This is a genomic window from Paenibacillus sp. Marseille-Q9583 (assembly GCF_976954365.1).
Window position 1 is genome coordinate 1 of record NZ_CDRJTB010000001.1, and the last position, 21,197, is coordinate 21,197.

A 21,197-nucleotide genomic window follows, 5' to 3' on the forward strand; every position below is an offset into this window, starting at 1 on the left:
CCATTCTGACCACTAAATTGCACAGCAACCTGACGCACAGCTTGTATTACATCCTTTACATCATCATCTGTCATTTTAGGGTATAAAGGTAGTGTGATTGCTGTGTTATAGTAATTTTCCGCATTAGGGCATAGCCCAGAAGGATAACCCAATTCGCTATAATAAGGCTGCAGATAAACGGGGATGTAATGGACATGAACACCAATGTTTAAATGGCGTAATGCCTCGAACCAATCTTTTCGCGTGCCTTGAAAAACTTCTGGAAGCCAACGTGTAACATAAAGATGCCAGCTTGAGTTACTATTTTCCTTTTGATAGGGCAGCACTAATCCAGGGATATCTGACAATTCGCGGTTATAACTATCGGCAATCTCTCTTCTTCGTTCTACAAACAGATCCAGCTTGTTCATCTGTGATTCACCTAATGCAGCCTGCATATCCGTCATTCTGTAGTTATAACCCAACGTCTGCATTTCATAGTACCAAGGCCCATCATTTTGCAGCATATCCTCCGGATTTTTAGTCATTCCATGACTGCGAAACAACTGAAGAAGGCGATGAAATTTTTCATTATCTGTGACTATAACTCCACCCTCACCTGTAGTCACATGTTTGACTGGATGAAAGCTGAACATCGTCATATCAGCCCCAGTTCCAATTTTATCACCATAATAAGTTGCGCCAAGGGAGTGTGCAGCATCTTGGATTAGTACCAGATCGTGATCTCGTGCGATCATTTTTAAACGGTCAACCTCAGTAGGCTGACCGGAAAAATCCACTGCAATGATTGCTTTGGTCTTTTCCGTGATTTTTTTCTCCACCTGACAAGGATCGACATTATAAGTTTCCATGTCGATATCTGCAAATACTGGGATGCCCCCCATGTATAACACACAGTTGCTACTAGCTAAAAAAGTAATGGGTGTTGTGACAACCTCATCTCCTGGACCTATTCCTGCTGCAAAACAAGCACCATGGAGCGCAGCAGTTCCATTAGTAAATGCAACTGCATATCTGGCGCCGACATAAGCTGCAACTTTAGACTCGAATGCTTCAATGGCCGGACCCTGCGTGATAAAATCTCCGCGCAAAACTCTAACCACTGCTGCAATATCGTCTTCATCCAACCATTGCTGACCATATGGCAACATCGTTTCACGCACAGGCTGAGAGGACGATGTTTTTTTTTCTTCTGACATGCCATTTTGCCTCCCTATCTTCATCTACTTGAGACAATGCAAAAACGGTTACTGAAGACCGCCTGCTCGAATCCATTCCGTCGTACGGTTAATTCCTTCCTCCAATGTAACCTTCGGTTCCCAATCAAGCAGTCTTTTGGCTTTAGAAGAATTGCAAAGTAACTTTTGAATTTCACTCTGCGGATGAATATGTTCTACATGCTTAACTCTTGAAGGATCCTTTGCAATAAGTAATGCCAAATCATTAATTGGAATGTCTCGCCCTAACCCAGCGTTCACAATCTCACCATTTATAGTATCGGAGAACCCAGCCGCCACAACAAATCTTGCACAGTCTTCCACATAAAGAAGATCCCGTGTCTGCGTGCCTTCACCATAAATTTGTAAGTTTTGACCTTGCAAATTGTTATTTATAAATATAGCTACTACGCCGCCTTCCCCACCTGTTTTTTGAAACGGGCCATAGGTATTGAATGGACGGATAACGACAGTGGGAAGACCATAGGCATAATAATAAGAAAGGACCATATTCTCGGAAGCTATCTTAGCTCCTGCATAAGGGGAAGCTGGTTTTGTAGGGTGGGATTCAGAAATGCCGGTATCATCTATGCAGCGGTCGTATACCATACATGTACTCATAAATACGACTTTTGTATTATGTACACGACATCGTTCCATAATGTAAAAGGTTCCTACTGTATCATTGTTAAAGGTCGTACGTGGATCATCAATGGAATCTTGCACATTAATTGAAGCTCCCAAATGATAGCATATTTCAAATCTGTGCTTGCTGAACAGCTCATCAAGTAGGGATTCATTCAGAATGGAGCCCTTAATGAACTCCCGAAAACCAGGATGATCTATAAATTCAGATAGATTCTCTTCACGTCCATTAGATAAATCGTCTAAAATCCACAAATGGTGCCCTTCTTGTAAGAGTTGTTTGGCAACCCAACGACCAATAAAGCCAGCACCACCAGTAAGTAGAATATTCAAATTCTAAACCTCCTTGTACAATAAAAATTTCCAATTTATAAAAGAGCTGATCAAAGGAGGTTTTGTACTATTAAACTCTCCTCTTTGCTTTCAAATTAGATCACAGGTTTCTGTTCAATATGAGCATTAATCTTAGCTATTTGGGGAGATCTCAAAAGATACTTTATCACCTCTGAGGAACTTACCATTGTATCATTTGCAAACTCTTCTGCTATAGCTCGACAGACCAGATAATCCTCTGGGGTATCTAGTGTTATTCTTAATTGAGGTTGTCTTAATTGTTCAGGCACTTCGAACAAGACACTTACGAAAGAGTCCTTATTCTCATATGCATAATAAGTGACATGCTCACGATGCCGATCCTCTTTCCCCATACACTTGATCTTTTCAAGAGCTTTGAATGAAATTACTTCAACAGCCAAACCACGCGGCATTTCACCTTCATACACCAAAATATCTGAAGGATTAGAAATCATTGCTTCGATCATCACATTTGCCAACTCAAAGTCGACGAAAGGACAATCAGCTGTTACTCGCAAGATATAATCCGCCTTATATTCTTTGGCACATTCATAATATCGTTCTAATACATCAGCTTCTGAGCCACGAAAACAGTTTACATTATTTGATTTACACCAGTCTTCAATTGCATCATCTTGTTCAAGAATTGAAGTAGCAACTACCACATGAGAAATTCTTTGGACCTTCTGGCATCGGTTGACAATATAACCAAGAATACTTGTTTCACCAAGTGGCATTAATACTTTGCCTGGGAGACGTGTAGAGCCCATACGAGCCTGAATAATTATAGTAAAGTTCATCATGCACCCCAATCTAAAAACACCTAAATTATATCCCAATTAATTGGTGTCCCCTTTGGGATATCTACCGCAGCAGTTCTACCAATTATCCTATCAAAATATTTAGGGGGTAGACCATAACCTGGTCTGATGATTTTAATATTATCAACACTAAATTGCTCACCTATTTTTATAGCTTTAGAAGCGTAAATTGATCTTCTTAGTTTCCTAGAATCTTTTTCGCTATCTGTAGCACCATAAGATATCACCCCTATTGACTGCCATGCCTTTGTAGCTTCATCAACCAAGTCTTTCATTTCATGAGGTTCCATAGAAAAAGCAGAGTCCACGCCTCCATCTGCTCTTGATAGAGTGAAATGCTTTTCAATCACACTAGCCCCCATAGCAACACTTGCTATAGAGACTCCTATTCCTAAGGTGTGATCTGATAAGCCCACTTCACAATTAAAAAGCTCTTTCATATGTGGAATGGTGGCGAGATTTGAATTGGTTGGCTCGGCGGGGTAGGTGCTTGTACACTTTAAAAGTATCAATTGTTTACATCCAAAATCTCTTGCAGTTTGTACAGCCTCGGCCAATTCAGCAGAAGATGCCATACCTGTAGACATAATTATTGGTTTACCAGTAGCAGCAACTTTCTTAATCAAAGGAAGGTCGGTATTTTCAAAAGATGCAATTTTATAAGCTGGTACATCTAATGTTTCCAAAAAATCAACTGCTGACGCGTCAAACGGTGAACTAAAAGCAATGATTCCTAACTCTCTGCACTTATTAAATATTTCTGTATGCCATTCCCATGGAGTATATGCTTGTTTGTATAAATTGTACAATGAATTTCCTCTCCATAAACTCTGTTCTTCATTAATCATAAATTCTACAGAATTCACATTTAGTGTCATGGTATCGGCAGTATATGTTTGTAACTTAATAGCATCTACTCCTGTTTTAGCCGCAGCCTCCACAATAGCTAATGCTCTTTCAAGAGACTGATTATGATTACCAGACATTTCAGCAATAATAAATGGTTTACACTCCCGTCCAATCCCTCTTCCAGCTATCTCTATGCTAAATTTTGACATATTTTACCCTTCTTCAGAAAGTTATTTTTTTTTTCATAATTATGATTTCATCATCATTACTGAATTGTTTATATCCTGCTTTAGTAAATGTTTTTATCGAAATAATATTTCTCATTTTTATAGTAGCATGTAAGTTATGAATATTCCTATCCCATTCTAAAGCTTTAACTTCAAGTTCTCTTAATATCTTCAAAGCGTAACCCTTGCCTCTATGTTCCTTTGCAACATTTAAGCTGATCATCGCATCATTGCCATCTCTATCGAATCTCACAACTGCAATTTTTTGTTCACCAATACAAGCAACCATTAACTTCCTAGTTAACATAAATTCACTTTGTTTCACCCATTCAATATGCTCACTAAAAGATATCTCTGCAGTATGAAATGAATTGTTCCTTGACACAATTTCATTACGGCATTCCCACATCCATAAAACATCATCTTGCCCTATATTACGTAACTCAATAGCATTTTCTTTCATAATTAAGAGATCCACAACTCTCGAGACTCCCTTGCCATCAACTACCATCATCGCCTTTTGTCTGAAGTTTCGGATCCATTCTTTGGAATTTATTATCCGTTTAAATACCCGGGTCACATCTTCGACTTCAATCAAACTACTTAATCCTACAAATTCGTCCAGGGCTAATAAATGACTCTGTTGAGCAAGTTCCACCTGATTTTCTGCTATTGCTATGACTATTCCAGGTAATCCTAAACAATATCTTTCCCAAGTCATACTCCCACCTGCACAAATCGCTAAATCACAAGAGGACATCTCTATAGCAATTGAATCTGGTTGTATCAAAAATTCAAGTTTAGTGTTCTTTTCGTATAATCTTTTCAATTTTTCAGCATGGGGATTCGTCTTACCTAAGATAATTTTCACTTTTGCGAGAGAATTCAAAAAGGGTTCTAACGCCCTAATGATTTTCAGTGTTTCGTTAGTAGGATCAGTTCCACCAAAACAAACAAAAATATTCTTTACAGATTCTCTATGGTTGAATACTAAGGTTTCACGTACATCTGCAAACTCTTGTCTAAGTAAAGCATACTCTGGTCCCAAGAGTTTTATTGCTGTGTGAGGAATTAACTTGCTGTACCTGTTCTTTTTCGAGTCATCTAAGCTTGTATCTAATAAAACATTGCAATCATGTACTCTATCGGCTAGATCATCTATAACCATTATATTAGTAAACAAATTTCTAAGAGCGACTTCGAATCTGAAATCTAGAGAATAGTGGTCTATAATTAACCAGTCTTCTTTAACAACCGTATATTGTTTACCTATAAGTTGGATAATGTATGTTGATTCTAATACACTTCCAAGAGGAAATTCAGTTTCAAATTGAAGAACAAAGCAACCAAAGCCTTTTATTAATTCAGAAATGAATGGATCAACATCTCTGCAAATAAAAATCACCTCTTGCTTTTGATCTATAAGCCCCTTGCTTAGTGCAAGACATCTCATTACATGTCCAACGCCTAATTGTTCTGACGCATCAGCACGAATAAAATATTTCATTAAACAACTACCCCTAATTTAATTACTGTTTATATAAACATAACTCATAACATTTTTTCTTTTATAAACCACTCTCTGATTTCTTCCTTTGATATAACTAATAATTCATTTGGATATGGCTTATCAATTGGCTTGTTATATATCTTTTCAAATCTCGTATTTTTTTTATTATGTTGAGGGATAATATACATATCTTCAGTCTCATAAGCAATTAAAGCCTCATCATCAGTCATCAATTCTTCGAACCGTTTCTCACCTGAACGAAGCCCGATTACATCAATATTAATTTCGTCAGTGATTTTATATTTCACTTTAGTATTCTCAATAACCACTTCTGCTAGATCCCCCACTTTAATCAGTGGCATCTTAAGAACAAATACTTCTCCGCCTAACGCCAAATCGTTGGCTTTGAGAATAAGATCGATAGCTTGAGAAGGAGTCATCATATATCTCAACATATTCGGATCAGTCAATGTGATTTTTTGGAGTTCTAATATTTGCTTTTTAAACAGTGGAATCACAGAACCTCTAGATCCCATCACATTTCCAAATCTCACAGAGGAAAATATCGTAGATGTTGCCCCTTTGTGATATTCTGTTGCCGAAATCAAGCGTTCTGCTGTTAATTTAGTAGCTCCGTAAGTATTTGTAGGCGAAATAGCTTTATCAGTACTTATAAACAATACTTTTTTCACTTTTCTTTCAATTGCTACTTGAATTACGTTTTGAGTTCCTATTACATTAGTTTGAACAGCTTCAAAAGGATTATACTCACATGCAGGAACGTGCTTCATAGCTGCACAATGAAACACATAATCAATATCTTCCATTGCTCTGCCAAGACGCTGTTGATCGCGAACATCTCCGATTAGAAATCTTAATTGCTCTGCACTTTCTTTGAAATCCATCCCCATTTCATACTGTTTATGTTCATCACGGCTGAAAACACGTATAACTTTAGGGTTCTCTCCTAGTAATTTTCGAATTAACTGTTTTCCTATTGTTCCAGTACCACCAGTTACTAAAATATTTTTTCCTGAATAAGATATTTTCTCCATGTCATCCACCTTATGCTTAGATGTTCAATAGTGTTGATTTATCACAGGGTACCACCTGTATCCTTCATACTTTGCCATCTTCATTCTCCGACCCAAGAAATCAGTTATTAGTCATAATTATCTAGAAGGTAATTAAAGTTTCTTGCAAGATATTTATTATCTCTGCTAAAACAAAGATACAGACAGTTAGAAATTCAAGTTGCACTGCCCTATTTGTCATTAAGTTTGTAGCTGATAGTATTTGCTCGATAGTAAATAAATCCCAAACACAACTTAACATAACTGGTTGCAAATTATGTTTCAAAAGACTATTTTCTGTGATTAGATTAAAAAGTTGATCTGTCTTTTCTAGTTTACTTAATGCTTTCATCAAAGCTTTTTCAGAAGAACGACTTGTCAAACTTATTCTTTTAATTATTTTCAACTGTTCTTCGAATTGAGCCTTCATATCTTCAAGGCTACTCTGCTGTTCTCCCAATACTCGTATAATTTCCGACTTTTCAAGAGGATATGGAGCTGTTTTTTTCATTAATTCTTTTATTGGTAGTATACCTTCCGAACAATACTCGGTTATGACATTTTCCAGATCCATTTGAATCGTGTTTTCAATTTTCGCCCCACCCTCAGTTGCATTAATAACATTCAGTCTCTTTTCAGAAATTTCTATTTCAAACCACGTACGAAAGCTATTCCACAAATCTGTCGTTGCAATATCAGCTCCATAGTAACCTTCCGTATATAAACTCTCTTTTGAATATGCCTCTTCATTAGCAGATTTAGTCTTGTCATATATAGTCCCACCAGCATGTGTTTCATTAACCGAATTCCCAAAAGCTAAATCCTGACCCACTAAAACAATCGGTGAAGCACCAACATGTGCTGCAAATCCAAAGGCAACGTGTGCACATGATATACCAATGCTTATTGAGTTATCGTCTGATAGTCCAAGAATCTGCTGTAGCCACATATATTCACCAACATCTTGACGCATTGGAATAATAATATCACCCTCACGCTCTTCAAAAATCTTAGGATATAGGAGCAATGGAGCTACAATGGGAATATCAGAGGGAAATCCTTTATTCTCGTAAAAGTAAGAATAAACCACTTCACCTCTTTCAATTGAACACACGAAATCTGGAATAATCCCCTCATCACATAGTCTTTGTGCAATAGTATCAACTGCTATTATAACTGCTTTAGAATTAATTTTTTTTAATTGTTTGATATTGTTATTTAGTGATTGTCCAGCAGCCACAACTATAGCCGGGAAATTCTCAAATTTGGTTTTCAAGCGAGAATCATCTATAGAGCGCATTCATTGTTTTAGATTTTTCATATTTTGCTTAAAACCTATTAAACTATCATCGACTGAGTTCCCATAGATCATAGATTTATATTTTGCAGTTTTTTTGATTTCCTTCACTATTGATATACACATATCCAAATCATATTGCCTATAATAATAAGTAAAGTAAAACTTAATATTTTTAAGATAAAAAATTGCACTTGTCGAGAATATTCTATCAAGAAAAAAAGGGAGCTTACTCAACCCATCAGCAAAGAGGATTACATTGGGAGATTTAAAAAAATTCAAATCTCTTTGATTTAATGCATAATTAAAAAAGGATATCTTGGGTTCAACAATGACGAGAATCGACTCTTGGCTCATGGTTTGAATAAGATTCGTTATTTCTTTTACTGAACTGATGCCCACTAAAAAAATAAGTTCTTTTTTAAATGGGTTGGGCAAATTAGACTCATCCAATTCATCCTTTATTGTCAAAATCCCACCATTGAGAAAGATTTTTTCGTTACCTTCTTCGCCGTCAGCAAATATTTCAAGACTTGTATCGCCCTCTTGTGGTTCACCTATCCAATGGTTTGAATTTTGAGATAAAATGTCTATATTACGGTCCAGTAAATTCATATTTGCTTTCTCCCTTACTCAGATATCTCTCACTATTTAAACTCTATCTATAGTAATATAGCCCCACAATGTGGGGCTATATTAACCATTACAATAAATACTATAATTTCAAAATATTATCTCAACAGTTGAAGAACGCCTTGCGGTTGTTGATTTGCTTGCGCCAACATAGCTTGAGCAGCTTGTGCAAGGATGTTATTTTTCGTTTGAGACATCATTTCTTTCGCCATATCCACGTCACGAACACGGGATTCAGCAGCAGTTAGGTTCTCAGAAGCAGTTCCCAAGTTGTTGATTGTGTGTTCTAGACGATTTTGTACAGCACCCAGTTTGGAACGTTCACTGGAAACCTTTTGAGTCGCTTGATCAATAACTTTAATTGCCACAGTTGCTTGGGATTGAGTGGAAATTTGCAAACCTTTAGTACCCAAAGCTGCTGTTCCCATATCTTCAATTGACAGACTCATCGTTTGGCCTGTGTTAGCACCGATTTGGAAGCTAGCTGTTCCGTCAGTTCTCTTGTCAGCGGCTGCTTTTGTTTCTGAGAATGAGGACAGAGCGTTAGTTGCAGAGGTACGCACATTGCCTGCAGTATCTTTTACTGTGATAGTAAGGCCATTAATTGCACCCACAAATCCCGCTACACTGGCAGTAGCTAACACATTTGCACCTGACATTACTAATGATGCGTCACCACCTGCAGATAACAAATGGGTGATTTGAGTACCAGCAGATACTGTTTGTGTTTTCGAGTAAGTAGTACCATTTTTAACATAAGATACAGTAACTGTATCTCCTACAGCAATACCAAGGTTATTACCGTTTTTATCGTGAAGTTTATCAAGTGATGAAGTTAGAGCCAGAGCACCAGAAGAGAGTTTCAAAGAAGCATTAGTATTGATGTTTTTAGTGGCACTGTTAACCCCTTTACCCATGGAACCATCCAGCAAGTTCTTGGTATTGAACTGGGTTGTGGATTGAATACGATCAATCTCATCGTTCAATTGAATCATTTCTTTTTGTAGCTCACTACGGTCACCAGCAGTGTTCGTGTCATTTGAAGATTGGACGGATAGTTCACGCATACGTTGCAGAATGCTGTGAGTTTCGTTCAGTGCGCCTTCAGCCGTTTGAATCAAAGAGATACCGTCTTGCGAGTTACGGGAAGCTTGATCCAAACCGCGGATTTGGCCGCGCATTTTTTCGGAGATTGCCAGACCAGCGGCATCGTCACCTGCACGGTTGATACGAAGACCGGAAGACAATTTCTCAATATTTTTGTTAGTGTTAGCAGTGTTAGCAGACAGTTGGCGGTGAGTGTTCAACGCCGCGATATTGTGGTTGATAATCATTTGATATTTCCTCCCTGAAATTAAGTTAGTTCCACATCCATGTGGTAAACGCCGAACCATTAAGGTCGGCCGCCCTGCCGGATCAGCGTCTATTACATATATCGACGGCATGCCTCCAACTGTTTAGAGCATTTCGAAGTTTTTTTGAAATTTCTTGGAGAAATTCTCCTAAATTAAACAAAAAACCTGAGTCTGCGGTTAAGCAGTCCCAGGTTCTGGATTCTGTGTATACGATATGTCAATTAATCATTCTTATTTACACTACGAAGTCGATGGATCAATGCATTCAGATCAGTCTGCTGTGGAGCAACGGACTCACGGTTGGCCTCTTGAATCGAAAGGTATACCTCTTTACGAAAAATATCGACATGCTTCGGTGCAGAAATACCGACCTTTACGGTGTCACCATCCACGCCTAAGATCGTCAGCTCTATCTGATCTTGGATAACGATGGATTCCCCTTTTTTGCGGGAAAGTACGAGCATATCATCCACCATCCTTTCCATCGATAACCGACTGCTCTTGCAGAAGGCTATGCTTCGTATGATAAGGCGCTTTATGCAATACGATTTGTTTGCCAAAACGTCCTACAGGATTCAATACAATGGGGGCAAGAAGATTAATTGTAGACTTCTCAATGTTGTTTTTCAATGTAATGATACAACGGACGTACACATCAGATTTAATATCTAACTCTTCGGCCTCATCATCCGGCAATTCAAATTCATAAGTTGGATGAAAAACAAATGGATCACCCAACAGAAAAGATAATTCCTTATTTTTCACTGACTGTAAATACCAAAAGGGCATCTCCGCCATCGCAATCAATGCAAAGTCTGTTTCTTCATCGAAACCGGGTAATCCTTTTGGAAAATGATATATCTGCTCTACATCTACTTCCAGTTTACCCCAAGATAGTGTTTCTATAATCAAGTTGTCCACTCCTCAAAAGTTTTGCTGTGCAAAACTAGCTTCTTAAGAAATCCTATTACATTGTATAGCACAAAAGCTATAGAGGCGCTTTCTGGCACATCTATAGCTTAAGAAGCTACAATTGAACATTCAATTCTGGTGGAACAAACTGAATCGAAGCGTATTGCTGCATATATATGTTTAACTTTCCACGAGTATATTCAATTTCCGGATTACGCCTTTCCACCTGAATATCCACTTTCGCAGCTCGAAAATCAATTTGTGGAGCTCTCGTTTCAATGCGAATATCAACATTATCGTAGGATGCCGGACCTCGAATCTCTGGAAACGAATTTGGCTCGGTATCCATTCCGTACACTTCCGCAATTGTATTACCAGGTCTAAAAAACTGTGCCATTCGATTCCCTTGTTCAACCTTTCTTGCAATGCCCTGAAGATATAACTGTTGAATTCCGGAATAGATACGCTTGTTCATATCGAGCATCTTTCCACCATTATAGGCTTCCCACGCTCGTGATTGATCTACGGTAAGCTCAGGTCGAGTCGATTGAACCGTTAATTGCCCCGGAGTAGTTGTTACATTGATCTCAGCCTTAGGCTGAGTTATCGTGTATGTGCCCGGATCAGCATCAATGCCAATCACTGCAGGCGTCTGACGGATTTGCAATATCGGCTGAAGCAACGAGCACCACCTCCGTTTATCTGATAAAGTCTACGAGAGTTGTGGATATAATCTTTGCACCCACAGACAAGGAAGCATTATAGATATTCTCTTGAATCTTCGAATTCATAATCAAACCTTCATAATCGGCATCCTCTGTCTTTGCCTGCAGATCCGTCAGGTTAATATTCAGATCACTAAGCCGCTCCTGCATCAATTCAACGCGGTTAGTCTTTGCCCCTATCTCGGAACGTGCAGTCAAAATACTCTCCATACGTGTGTCAAGTAAATCAAGTTGTCCCGATACTACCTTTAGATCGCCAGCCTTTAATCCAGCAGAAAGATTATTAATAATTGCAAACAGATTGTCAGCATCTCCCGTGTTACCGAACACTTCATTTCCAGTCGTGCTAATAGGCAAACGCACATCTTCACCTACGATAAACTGAATTTGCCCAGCATCCGTAGTAATCGGCTTAGATACATCATATGAACCATCTGCACCTTTAACGAAATCATAAGGTTTCGTGTTGTATTGCTCGCCATTAAAGATATACTTACCATTCAACGTACTGTTAGAAATATCAACAAGTTGGTCTTTTAACTGCAATACTTCTGCGTTGATACTGTCAAGCGCTGACTGCGGATTAGTCCCTGTCGCAGCTTGTACGGTCAATTCACGAATCTTTTGAACGACATCCCCAACTTGCCCTAGAACTGTATCATTATAATCAAGCCATGAAAGGGCGCTATCTACATTCTTGGTATATTGCTCGTTAGATGAAAGCTCCGCACGATAACGCAGGGAATACGTAATTCCTACCGGATCATCGGAAGGCTTATTGATTTTGCGACTGCTTGAAAGCTGTAACTGTGTGTCGTTCATCGTACGGGCATTACGGTTTAGGTTAAGCAGAAGCTGTGAATTCATCATGTTAGAGGTTACTCTCAACATATGCTATATCTCCTTTTATCTGCCGACTGTGCCGGTGGAATTAATCAATTTGTCGAGCAGTTCATCAAAAGTAGTCATAAAACGCGCAGCGGCACTATAAGCATGCTGGAATACGAGCATATTCGACATTTCTTCATCCAGTGAAACGCCACTGACTGATTGACGACGGGAGTTAACCTGCTCTACCAGATAATCTGAGTTGTCTGTTTGACGCGCTGCCTCCTGCGATTGAATACCCAATTGGCCAACCATAGAACCTAGAAGCCCACCCACAGTATTGCTAACTTTACCGTCCGGCGTAGTGAATTTACTATCCTTCAGGTTTGTCAGCAAGAGCGCCAGGGTGTTATTTCCTTTAACGACCTGTGTGTTGCCAGCTGCATCAACAGTTGTACGTAGTGAAGTTGCGAATAAGCTAACATCTGCAGCAATTTCCGGATTCAACTTGATCGTTCCAGCGTCACCAGAGGTTACAAAGAAATCACGACCAGAGCTTCCATCCATCGCATAACCTAACTTGTGAAGTCCGTTCAGGCCTTTAACAATGGTTTTAGCGTCCTCATACATCGTTGCTCCCTTAGGCATTGCCTGACCAGCAGCCAATGTAATTACGGTGCCATCTGCTTGCTTAATCTTGGCATCATTAGTCAACATCGTACCCTCAGGAAGATTAGAACCTGCCGGTATTGTAATTTCAACGTCACCAGTAGCAATCGTACTAGCCATATCGTTGAGTTGTTTCTTGTAGTCGGTCACATAAGTATTTTTGGAGAAAATCATTCCGTAAGCCTCGCCGCCCTTCAACGTTCCAGCGGCATAAGCATTATTAAGAAATGCACTATCTACGGTTGCAGTAACTTCTCCACCTTCTACCAGTGGTTGTCCACCTAAAGAAACGTTATAACCAGCTTCCGTCTCCACAACAGTAATATTAGCAATCTTGGATAGCTTGTCCGCCATCAGATCGCGTTGATCGCGTAAATCATTCGCCTGATCGCCCATACCTTCAATCTTATAGATCGATTTATTTAGATCTGCGATAGCAGTCAGGTAACCCTGAGCCTCTTTTGCTTTAACGTCAATATTAGTAGCTAGATCCCGATCGAGATTATCTAATTGCTTGCTCATATAATTCATAGCATCGGTCAAAGATTGTGCAGTTTGTACTACAATCTTACGAGCAGTAGGATCCTCAGGGTTTTTACTAAGGTCAGACCATGATTTCCAGAAGTTATCTAGAACTGTACGAATACCTGTATCCGATGGTTCGTTAACAATCGCTTCTAGTTTAGAGAGGGTATCTGCTTGAAGCTTCCAGTTACCAAATGCAGAATTCTCACCACGATACTGATCATCCAGAAACATTTCCCGAATCCGATCGATAGATGAGAATTCCACCCCTGTACCCATTTGACCAGGAACGGTAGATTTATTAAATCCGTACGCTTCAATAGGTAAAGCAGCCTTCATATTTACACGTTGACGGGTATAACCCTCGGTATTCGCATTTGCGATATTGTGTCCAGTCGTATTAAGAGCTGCGGTCTGAGTAAAAAGGCTGCGTCTCGCCGTCTCTATCGAGTGAAATGTGGATGTCATGCTTCTTACTCCTCCTTATGTTCTGCTCCAGCAGAACACTTCATCAGTACAATTCTAGCCTCGTGCATCAAAAATCCCCGACCGATTTACGCCATTGCCCTTATCGGACGGACGATGATATGTGATATCCTGATTCGGTCTTCCGACCAGCAGATCCAAAGAATAATCTATAAAAGTAAGCGACTGCTCTATCAGCTTCTGATTAAGGTCATTTGCTTCTTTCAAGCGGTGCAAAGTGCCAGAAAGCCTCTGCTGAATATGCAGCAGTCGTGCCTTGTCTTCAGGGTCAAATATAAGTCTGGACAGCTCAGTTAGGTTCAGGTTCAGGTTGGAACGAATACCTACGCCTTGCAGAACGGTATATGCCGCCGCGATTCGCTGTTCCTCGAGCTGTCCAATCAGTTTCATTAACTTGGACTCACGGTTCAGGATGTCGATTAATGCATCCACCTTGTTGTCCATAATCGTCTGTTTTTTCTCAGCGGCCAGCTCCAGCATTTGATTATGCACTTCGTCCAGCCGCTCCAATAGTTCTATTAATGTCGTCAATGCCATGGATGGTTTCACCTAATTCTCGGAGGATTGCTTAAAGTAAGGGGCGAGTTTCTCTGCTAGCTTAGCTGCATCTACTTGATAGGTACCTGCGGAGACCTGTTGCTTCAAACTGTCGATCTTAAGTGCACGTTCAGCATCATTACCAGAATTCTGTGCTTGCAAGAGCTGAATTGCTTCATCAGAGATCGAAACCTCATCCTTGCGTGAACTTTTCTTCATTTGTTCCTGCCTTTGCGCATCCGCGCTGCGTTGATACGGATTCATCGCGTTAATTCGTCCGGTCTCGTTAATTTTCATAACTTCACCTTCCTTCTAATATAAAAAAGCCGATAATCTTTACTAAGTTTATCGGCGTAGACTGAAACATTCTTTATAGCTGCAAACGTTTTTTTGCAGATTTTATAGGTCACGCAACTTGTCTATGGCACGATATGCACCGTCTGTTGTCTTTTTGGTAGAATCCTCAGCAGCACTTTCCTTGGCGGCATTGGAGAGATCCTTCCTTAGCCGAGAACGGCAGCTATCACACATATGCCCATCGCGAATCAGCGTTCCACACACCTCGCAGGGATACATCATATTAGGAGCATTTGCTATAGATATCCGGCCCTCTCGAATAAATCGGGTGATCTCTTTTATCGAAATTCCCGTAGCATCGGACAGCTCTTGAATGTTGGTTCCTTTGTTCTCCCGCAAATATTCCACGCAGGTCTCATATTCATGCTCCAGCTCTTTGATGCAGGGCTGGCACAACCCCATAAGATTCTTAACAAACAACCGGCCGCACCTTGGACAATTGTCTAGATTCATAACAAGCAGCCGCTCCTCTCCGTACATTCTGTACAACGCATAATATTCTTATGCTCCTAGATTACATGATTGCAAGGAATTCGTCTATGGGACGGAAGAAACCCTATTAAGGGTAGCTTCCTCTTCAAAAAGTGAATAGTAGTGTTCACAATCATGCATTTTGTTCCCACTTAAGAACGTGCCCAAGTTAGGCTATACACCTCTACCGCATGACCATAATCTGAACCCATTTGTTGTATGATCTCAGCGCACGCACGAATGGTACTACCCGTTGTATAAATATCATCAACAATAATAATCCGGACAGGACGATTTAGAGGTACCTTCCTTTTCATCCAATCTGCAAATTGTGCTGTTACTGCCGGATTCTCTGCAAAAGCGTGCTTCATATCATCTAGTCGTTCTGCCCGACTCTTAAAGCTCTGTTTTCCCGTATGGTGTGTGCGGATCAGTAGCGGAAGCTGTGGAACCTTCCTACGTCTAGATAGCACATCAGCTAATCTTTCTGCTTGATTAAACCCCCGCTCCATAAGCCGGGAAGCACTGACAGGCACTGGCACTAACAAATCAGCAGACCAAGAACGATGTATGTTGGATGGTTTTCGTGATAAAAGAGCGCTCTGCTTCTCTTTTTTTAGGGCTAGATAGGCTCTATCCAGCATGAGGCCAAGTAAAGGGGCATATCTTTCATTCCCGCGATATTTATACTGACCCAACCATTCTCGCATAACACTAGTGTAAGCCACTGCACTTCGATTACAAATAATCGGTGGCGGTTCACTACTGCGGGTACAGTCAGGACAGCCCACATGCCGACCACATTTCAAGCAGCGTAGGGAAAGTATCCAAGGAATGGATTCTATGCAATTCCTGCAAACTCCAGGAAATTGCGAGGATCCAGGGTTGCGCTTGCCGCAGGTTAAGCATGGAGTTACGGAAGGGGACAAGAGTGCCTGCGATTTAGTTAACCATGAGAACAGAGAGTTCATCTCGACACATCCTTACTGATATATCCTTTGCGGCGAGCGATGATGTTCATAGTACGAATTTGGGAGATAGCTCCACGCTGTGATCGGGTCCACTGGGGAGAAGCAAATACAACACGCCCAGCAGGATCATCCTTAGATCGCCCGGCACGACCCGCCATCTGAACCAAGGAGGCTTCGTCAAAAAGATCGCTGTCCGCATCCAAAATAAATACATCGCTACGAGGCACTGTAACTCCTCGTTCCAGAATTGTAGTCGTTATTAATAGGGAGATAGCGCGGCTACGGAAAGCAGCTACCTTCTCTGCCCGGAAGGGATCTTTGGAGGAGGTACCCTCGATGACTACGCCGGGAAAGCTCCGACGAAGCAGAACCAGTAATCCTTCAATATGTGCAATACGCGACACAAAACAAAAGATTTGCGCCTTGCGCTCGAGCGACCTACGAAGCGTATGTATGATCGATCTAGGTAAGTCCCCACGCTTTAGGCATGTTTGAATGGATATCATACTCAGGTGCTGCGGCACAGGCAAAGGATGACCATGGAAGCGGACAGGCACTCTGGCATGTGGAAGTCTGCCTGACCGGACCAACCGCTGCATTTCATGTGGTGGAGTGGCTGATAAGTAGATAAAAGAGCCATCTACCTTACAGGCTTGTTCTGCGGCATAAGCCAACATAGGATCATTGTGGTAGGGGTACGCGTCCAGCTCGTCTATGATTACGAGATCAAAGGCTTGATGGAAGCGCAGCAACTGATGGGTGGTCGCGAGCGTTAAGCGACCGCTCACCCAGCGTTCTGCGCTGCCGCCGTAAAGCACGGCGAGAATCTCCGCCGGGAAAGCCTTCGCGAGCCGCGGAGCGAGTTCAAGTACGACGTCGCGCCGCGGCGTCGCTACGAGCGCCCGCCCACCGGCGGCGAGCACGGCCTCTAGGAGCGGGAAGATCATTTCTGTCTTCCCGGCTCCCGTTACCGCCCAGAGCAGAAACCGCTCTGGGCACGGTTTGGCGGAGCGCTCACGCCGCTCCGCCAGAAAACCTAGTGCAGCGCCAGCAGCTCCCGCCTGCGCTGGGCTGAGCCCCCACCGGCCTGCGGCCGCGGTGGGGTCAAGGGCGGCCGTGCACCGCACGGCCGGAAGCGCTGCGCTGCGCAGCAGCAGCGCGCAAGCCCGGCTGCGCCCAAGTGCGAGGCAGGCCTCGCAATAGGCGCAGCCCATAAGGCCGCACGCGGCGCATGCCGTGCGGCCGGTGGGAGCGCTGCCGCAACGCAGGCAGCGCGAAACCGCGCGGCGGGCGACAGCGCCGCGCCACAATACGTGCGGCAGCCTGGCCGCCACACGCGCAAGAGCGCCAGCACCCGCAGGGAGCTGGCGGGCCCATGCCCCATGCGCAGCCGGGGCGGGACTACCCACGGCGGCTGTCAACTCCAGCCGCCCCTGTAAATGCGCCAGTTGTGCCGCCTGACGCCAACGACCTGTCAGCTCTGGCAATCCTTCTGCCAGCAGCGCCTCAATTTCCGGCTGCAGTAAAGAGCGGCCGGCCACAGCCCACGATAGTTGTTCTGCCTCCGATTCAAGCAAAGCATAATCGAGATCATTTCTTCTACTGTAACTTCTGCTATCAATGTTCTTCTTACCCTGTTCTATTACCCAACCTAATTCATAAGGTCGCCATAGCGATACCCCATCACTAAGCCACTCTTCCTTTCCCATTCCTCCTGCTTCCCTTTCCTCCTTCAACTCAGGCTCAAGAACACTGCCTACGTATTGCCCCCACTCCTTAGCCCCCCAGTTCCTCATTCCATCCCTTTGTTTAAAATAATCGCGGAGCTTCACCGCCCACCCCAGCGGCAGTGCAGGAGATAATAAGACCAGTTTGTCCACCGTTACTAAGCCTCTGCCTTGACGCTCCGGTCCAGCGCCAGACCACCACCATCTATCTACAGTAAGATCTAAAGAAATCCAAATACTCCAAATCCCTCTACATTCCAAGGCATACACAGTCGCTCGCATAAATCCGCCTCCTTAACTTTCACCATAAATCACTCTCCCCCACAACACTCCCCTTACCGCCAAACGCAAAAAGCACACTCCTCCATTTCTTGGAGAGTGTGCTTCACCCGTTACTCACATATTTACTTAAAATCTGTCGCGCTTTGATTCGCATCCCCTACTTCCTGCCATCCCCATAAAAGGCAACGAAACAGACTGCCCTGACAACCGCAAGTCTACCACAATCCCTTGTTGCTGCAACTCTTCTTCACTCATCTGAAAAGTGTACATAGATGTTGCAAGATCGATAGAGCAGCCACTATCAGCCAGCCTGGAAACAATTCCAAGGGTTCCATCGCTCGAGCCATCATCCATGAACGTTACTCGAAATCGTTTTCCGGTTAAAAAAGCTTGAAATGTCAGCGCCCGAATGTACCATTCCACAACAGATGCATGATTGCGAGTAATCAAAATATAATGAATCCATTTCACGGACTGCGGTGTCTGCCGCACCTTCTGCCGATTATGCAGCATATGAATAATCACTGCAGCGGATACATAAACAGCCGCAATCCATATCAACTGGGCTACCATGGAGATGCACCTCCTCTGTATACCAACACTATATGCCGGCTTTAAAAGGTCGGTGACTGCCCAGAGTTCCTATCAAGCATAAACGCCTTCGGCGTCCTTGCAAGGACGGTAAGCGTTTGAATGAGAAATATAAGACATAAAGTATGGTGTGAAACTTATACTTTCTTATATTTTAAAGGAACAAGCTGTGCTCTCCTTGATTTCATTCCTATATGTACCGTAAATCTGTAAAAATTTTTATAAAGTTACCCAACCATATTTGATTGAGTTGATTACTGCTTGCGTACGATCATCAACTTCCATTTTTTGCAAAATACTACTAACATGGTTTTTGACCGTTTTTTCACTAATAAACAAATACTCACCGATCATTTTGTTACTTTTACCTTCCGCCATCAGCCGCAGTACTTCTGCTTCACGACGTGTAAGAGGATTGTTGTCACCGGCCACAAACTTAACACCGGCTTCCTTCACTACCGTATCAGCAGCTACTCCAGTCTCATTAAGGTAAGTCATGCGCCGCAATTGATTGATTAGCTTCCCGGTAACCTTTGGATGAATAAAAGCGTGTCCCTCACAGACCGAACGGATCGCATTAATAAGGGATTCAGCCTCCATATCCTTCAATAAATAACCATTGGCACCCTTACGAAGGGTTTCAAACACATAACTCTCATCATCATGAATCGATAGAATAATTACCTTAACCTCCGGGAACATTTCCCGCAGTTTTTGAGTGGCCTCCACGCCATTCTCAATAGGCATATTAATATCCATCAGTACGATGTCTGGTTTAGTTCCGTTACAGAACTCTAATACCTGGATACCGTCACCACATTCACCGATGACTTCGATATCCTCCTCCATATTCAAAATACGTTTCAGCCCTTCACGAAAAAGCTGATGATCATCCGCCAAAAGAACTTTAATGGGCGTTTTAGTAGAGTTTAAGTTCTCCATCACATTACTCCTTCCCTTTCTCCACGTTCGTCGGAATGTGGATCACGATTGTTGTCCCCTGATTCTCGGCTGATATGATTTCCATTCTGCCTTCAAGCAGCTCTACACGTTCCCGCATACCTACTAGCCCGAAGCTTTCACGATTGCCCTGCGGATTTTTTAATTTCTGCACATTAAAACCTAATCCATTATCCTTAATCACAATCTTAATTAACTGCGCTTGGTAAGTAATCTCTACCAATACGAAACTCGGGTAGGCATGTTTAGCTGCATTAGACAAAGCTTCCTGGACCAATCGGTATACCGCTGCCTCCATGGCTGAAGATAGTCGATGTTCCTGACCTCTGGTTTCCAAGGTCGTCCTCAGCTTCGTCTTCTCCTCAAAATCATGCACATATTTCCGCAAAGTCGGAATTAATCCCAAATCATCGAGAGCCATCGGTCGTAAATTAAAGATGACCTTACGCATTTCTTCCAGGCTGTATCGAACCTGTCCTTTCAAATCTATTACTTCGTCCTGCACCAACCCAAATTCCTGCTTTACCAGCATTCTTTCTACAATTTCCGTCCTAAGGACTAGATTCGCCAGCATTTGAGCAGGACCATCATGAATTTCCCGGGCAATTCTCTTCCGTTCTTCCTCTTGAGCCAGGATTATCTTGAGTCCTATCATCTGTCTGTTCTTCGCAGATTCGACAATTCTCGTCACCTGACCTAGTTCTCCCGACAAATATTCGAGCACTACGCTCATTTGTGAACCAATTGACTCTGCGCGCTCTACAGAATTTTCGACACTGCGCACTCGCATTTGTAATTCATCACGTCTTGATCGAAGATAGACCTCTCGCTCACGCGTCATCATGAGTTCGAGCTGTAGCTCCGTAGCCTTCTCATAGGCAATACGGATATCCTTCTCCGAGTAGCGGACAAAGTCCCGGCTGACCTCTGTCAGCCGGATTCTGGAGCGGTGATACTGCAGCTCCAGCTTGTCTACTTTTTTCAATGTTTCATCCGTTTCGTCCATGACCCGCTGCAGTTCTTTGTTGAGTGCAGCAAGTTCATCACGCGCAACCTGCAATATTTCAAAAATCTGATACTTGCTGCTCTCCATCACGTCGATGGTATTTTTAATGACGCGATCAATCGCATCGGCTTGAAATTCCACGGATGCTTGCCCCTTTTCTATCGAATCG

At 42.2% G+C, this 21,197-nt stretch carries 22 protein-coding genes; all 22 read right to left on the reverse strand.

What is annotated here, in order from left to right:
* A partial coding sequence (pseC, locus tag ACWNM1_RS00005) for a UDP-4-amino-4,6-dideoxy-N-acetyl-beta-L-altrosamine transaminase (protein ID WP_449599048.1) occupies nt 1–1,199 on the reverse strand: 1,199 nt, incomplete at its 3' end.
* Nucleotides 1,200–1,247: 48 nt separating this feature from the next.
* Nucleotides 1,248–2,195: a dTDP-glucose 4,6-dehydratase gene (locus ACWNM1_RS00010; RefSeq protein WP_449599050.1), complete on the reverse strand. Its 948-nt coding sequence runs from the start codon at nt 2,193–2,195 to the stop codon at nt 1,248–1,250.
* 95 nt (nt 2,196–2,290) lie between these two features.
* Nucleotides 2,291–3,016 carry a cytidylyltransferase domain-containing protein gene (locus ACWNM1_RS00015; protein ID WP_449599385.1) on the reverse strand — a complete coding sequence of 242 codons (726 nt, stop codon included), beginning with the start codon at nt 3,014–3,016 and terminating at the stop codon, nt 2,291–2,293.
* 23 nt (nt 3,017–3,039) lie between these two features.
* Nucleotides 3,040–4,095, reverse strand: a complete 1,056-nt coding sequence (gene pseI, locus ACWNM1_RS00020; protein ID WP_449599052.1) for a pseudaminic acid synthase — start codon at nt 4,093–4,095, stop codon at nt 3,040–3,042.
* 13 nt (nt 4,096–4,108) lie between these two features.
* On the reverse strand, nt 4,109–5,620 hold the full coding sequence (pseG, locus tag ACWNM1_RS00025; protein ID WP_449599054.1) for a UDP-2,4-diacetamido-2,4,6-trideoxy-beta-L-altropyranose hydrolase: 1,512 nt from the start codon (nt 5,618–5,620) through the stop codon (nt 4,109–4,111).
* Nucleotides 5,621–5,664: 44 nt separating this feature from the next.
* Nucleotides 5,665–6,669, reverse strand: coding sequence for an SDR family NAD(P)-dependent oxidoreductase (locus tag ACWNM1_RS00030; RefSeq protein WP_449599387.1), 1,005 nt, complete (start codon nt 6,667–6,669; stop codon nt 5,665–5,667).
* Nucleotides 6,670–6,799: 130 nt separating this feature from the next.
* The gene (locus ACWNM1_RS00035) at nt 6,800–7,972 is read right to left on the reverse strand and encodes a motility associated factor glycosyltransferase family protein (RefSeq protein WP_449599056.1); all 1,173 of its coding nucleotides are present in this window, start codon (nt 7,970–7,972) and stop codon (nt 6,800–6,802) included.
* Between the two features lie 24 nt (nt 7,973–7,996).
* Nucleotides 7,997–8,608: a hypothetical protein gene (locus ACWNM1_RS00040; RefSeq protein ID WP_449599057.1), complete on the reverse strand. Its 612-nt coding sequence runs from the start codon at nt 8,606–8,608 to the stop codon at nt 7,997–7,999.
* A gap of 116 nt (nt 8,609–8,724) precedes the next feature.
* Nucleotides 8,725–9,960: a flagellin N-terminal helical domain-containing protein gene (locus tag ACWNM1_RS00045; protein ID WP_449599059.1), complete on the reverse strand. Its 1,236-nt coding sequence runs from the start codon at nt 9,958–9,960 to the stop codon at nt 8,725–8,727.
* A 242-nt stretch (nt 9,961–10,202) separates the two neighbouring features.
* A complete protein-coding gene (gene csrA / locus ACWNM1_RS00050; protein ID WP_449599388.1) occupies nt 10,203–10,445 on the reverse strand; it encodes a carbon storage regulator CsrA in 243 nt (80 codons plus the stop codon).
* Between the two features lies 1 nt (nt 10,446).
* Nucleotides 10,447–10,893, reverse strand: coding sequence for a flagellar assembly protein FliW (gene fliW, locus ACWNM1_RS00055; protein WP_449599060.1), 447 nt, complete (start codon nt 10,891–10,893; stop codon nt 10,447–10,449).
* A 115-nt stretch (nt 10,894–11,008) separates the two neighbouring features.
* Nucleotides 11,009–11,575 (reverse strand): DUF6470 family protein, encoded by a 567-nt coding sequence (locus ACWNM1_RS00060; RefSeq protein WP_449599062.1) that lies wholly within the window; start codon nt 11,573–11,575, stop codon nt 11,009–11,011.
* Between the two features lie 16 nt (nt 11,576–11,591).
* Nucleotides 11,592–12,509, reverse strand: a complete 918-nt coding sequence (flgL, locus tag ACWNM1_RS00065; RefSeq protein WP_449599063.1) for a flagellar hook-associated protein FlgL — start codon at nt 12,507–12,509, stop codon at nt 11,592–11,594.
* A 15-nt stretch (nt 12,510–12,524) separates the two neighbouring features.
* Nucleotides 12,525–14,108, reverse strand: a complete 1,584-nt coding sequence (gene flgK / locus ACWNM1_RS00070) for a flagellar hook-associated protein FlgK (protein ID WP_449599064.1) — start codon at nt 14,106–14,108, stop codon at nt 12,525–12,527.
* Nucleotides 14,109–14,162: 54 nt separating this feature from the next.
* Nucleotides 14,163–14,663, reverse strand: coding sequence for a flagellar protein FlgN (locus ACWNM1_RS00075; RefSeq protein ID WP_449599065.1), 501 nt, complete (start codon nt 14,661–14,663; stop codon nt 14,163–14,165).
* Between the two features lie 12 nt (nt 14,664–14,675).
* Nucleotides 14,676–14,960, reverse strand: a complete 285-nt coding sequence (gene flgM / locus ACWNM1_RS00080) for a flagellar biosynthesis anti-sigma factor FlgM (RefSeq protein WP_042192418.1) — start codon at nt 14,958–14,960, stop codon at nt 14,676–14,678.
* A gap of 102 nt (nt 14,961–15,062) precedes the next feature.
* Nucleotides 15,063–15,473, reverse strand: a complete 411-nt coding sequence (locus tag ACWNM1_RS00085; RefSeq protein ID WP_340973211.1) for a TIGR03826 family flagellar region protein — start codon at nt 15,471–15,473, stop codon at nt 15,063–15,065.
* 170 nt (nt 15,474–15,643) lie between these two features.
* Nucleotides 15,644–16,282, reverse strand: coding sequence for a ComF family protein (locus tag ACWNM1_RS00090; protein ID WP_449599066.1), 639 nt, complete (start codon nt 16,280–16,282; stop codon nt 15,644–15,646).
* A gap of 176 nt (nt 16,283–16,458) precedes the next feature.
* A complete protein-coding gene (locus ACWNM1_RS00095) occupies nt 16,459–18,471 on the reverse strand; it encodes a DEAD/DEAH box helicase (protein ID WP_449599067.1) in 2,013 nt (670 codons plus the stop codon).
* A gap of 126 nt (nt 18,472–18,597) precedes the next feature.
* Entirely contained in the window at nt 18,598–19,044 is a 447-nt protein-coding gene (locus ACWNM1_RS00100) for a glycosyltransferase family A protein (RefSeq protein WP_339799138.1), read from the reverse strand.
* A 237-nt stretch (nt 19,045–19,281) separates the two neighbouring features.
* Entirely contained in the window at nt 19,282–20,004 is a 723-nt protein-coding gene (locus ACWNM1_RS00105) for a response regulator (protein ID WP_042131342.1), read from the reverse strand.
* A gap of 4 nt (nt 20,005–20,008) precedes the next feature.
* Entirely contained in the window at nt 20,009–21,169 is a 1,161-nt protein-coding gene (locus tag ACWNM1_RS00110) for a sensor histidine kinase (RefSeq protein ID WP_042131343.1), read from the reverse strand.
* Nucleotides 21,170–21,197 lie beyond the last annotated feature (28 nt).

Excerpts from the sequence above, each read along its gene's own strand:
- csrA (WP_449599388.1), bottom strand. The coding sequence starts at position 10,445 with ATGCTCGTACTTTCCCGCAAAAAAGGGGAATCCATCGTTATCCAAGAT.
- ACWNM1_RS00045 (WP_449599059.1), bottom strand. The coding sequence starts at position 9,960 with ATGATTATCAACCACAATATCGCGGCGTTGAACACTCACCGCCAACTG.
- pseI (WP_449599052.1), bottom strand. The coding sequence starts at position 4,095 with ATGTCAAAATTTAGCATAGAGATAGCTGGAAGAGGGATTGGACGGGAG.
- flgK (WP_449599064.1), bottom strand. The coding sequence starts at position 14,108 with ATGACATCCACATTTCACTCGATAGAGACGGCGAGACGCAGCCTTTTT.
- ACWNM1_RS00100 (WP_339799138.1), bottom strand. The coding sequence starts at position 19,044 with ATGGTAGCCCAGTTGATATGGATTGCGGCTGTTTATGTATCCGCTGCA.
- ACWNM1_RS00095 (WP_449599067.1), bottom strand. The coding sequence starts at position 18,471 with ATGCGAGCGACTGTGTATGCCTTGGAATGTAGAGGGATTTGGAGTATT.
- ACWNM1_RS00015 (WP_449599385.1), bottom strand. The coding sequence starts at position 3,016 with ATGAACTTTACTATAATTATTCAGGCTCGTATGGGCTCTACACGTCTC.
- ACWNM1_RS00085 (WP_340973211.1), bottom strand. The coding sequence starts at position 15,473 with ATGAATCTAGACAATTGTCCAAGGTGCGGCCGGTTGTTTGTTAAGAAT.
- ACWNM1_RS00075 (WP_449599065.1), bottom strand. The coding sequence starts at position 14,663 with ATGGCATTGACGACATTAATAGAACTATTGGAGCGGCTGGACGAAGTG.
- ACWNM1_RS00105 (WP_042131342.1), bottom strand. The coding sequence starts at position 20,004 with ATGGAGAACTTAAACTCTACTAAAACGCCCATTAAAGTTCTTTTGGCG.
- pseG (WP_449599054.1), bottom strand. The coding sequence starts at position 5,620 with ATGAAATATTTTATTCGTGCTGATGCGTCAGAACAATTAGGCGTTGGA.
- flgL (WP_449599063.1), bottom strand. The coding sequence starts at position 12,509 with ATGTTGAGAGTAACCTCTAACATGATGAATTCACAGCTTCTGCTTAAC.
- ACWNM1_RS00040 (WP_449599057.1), bottom strand. The coding sequence starts at position 8,608 with ATGAATTTACTGGACCGTAATATAGACATTTTATCTCAAAATTCAAAC.
- flgM (WP_042192418.1), bottom strand. The coding sequence starts at position 14,960 with ATGAAAATTAACGAGACCGGACGAATTAACGCGATGAATCCGTATCAA.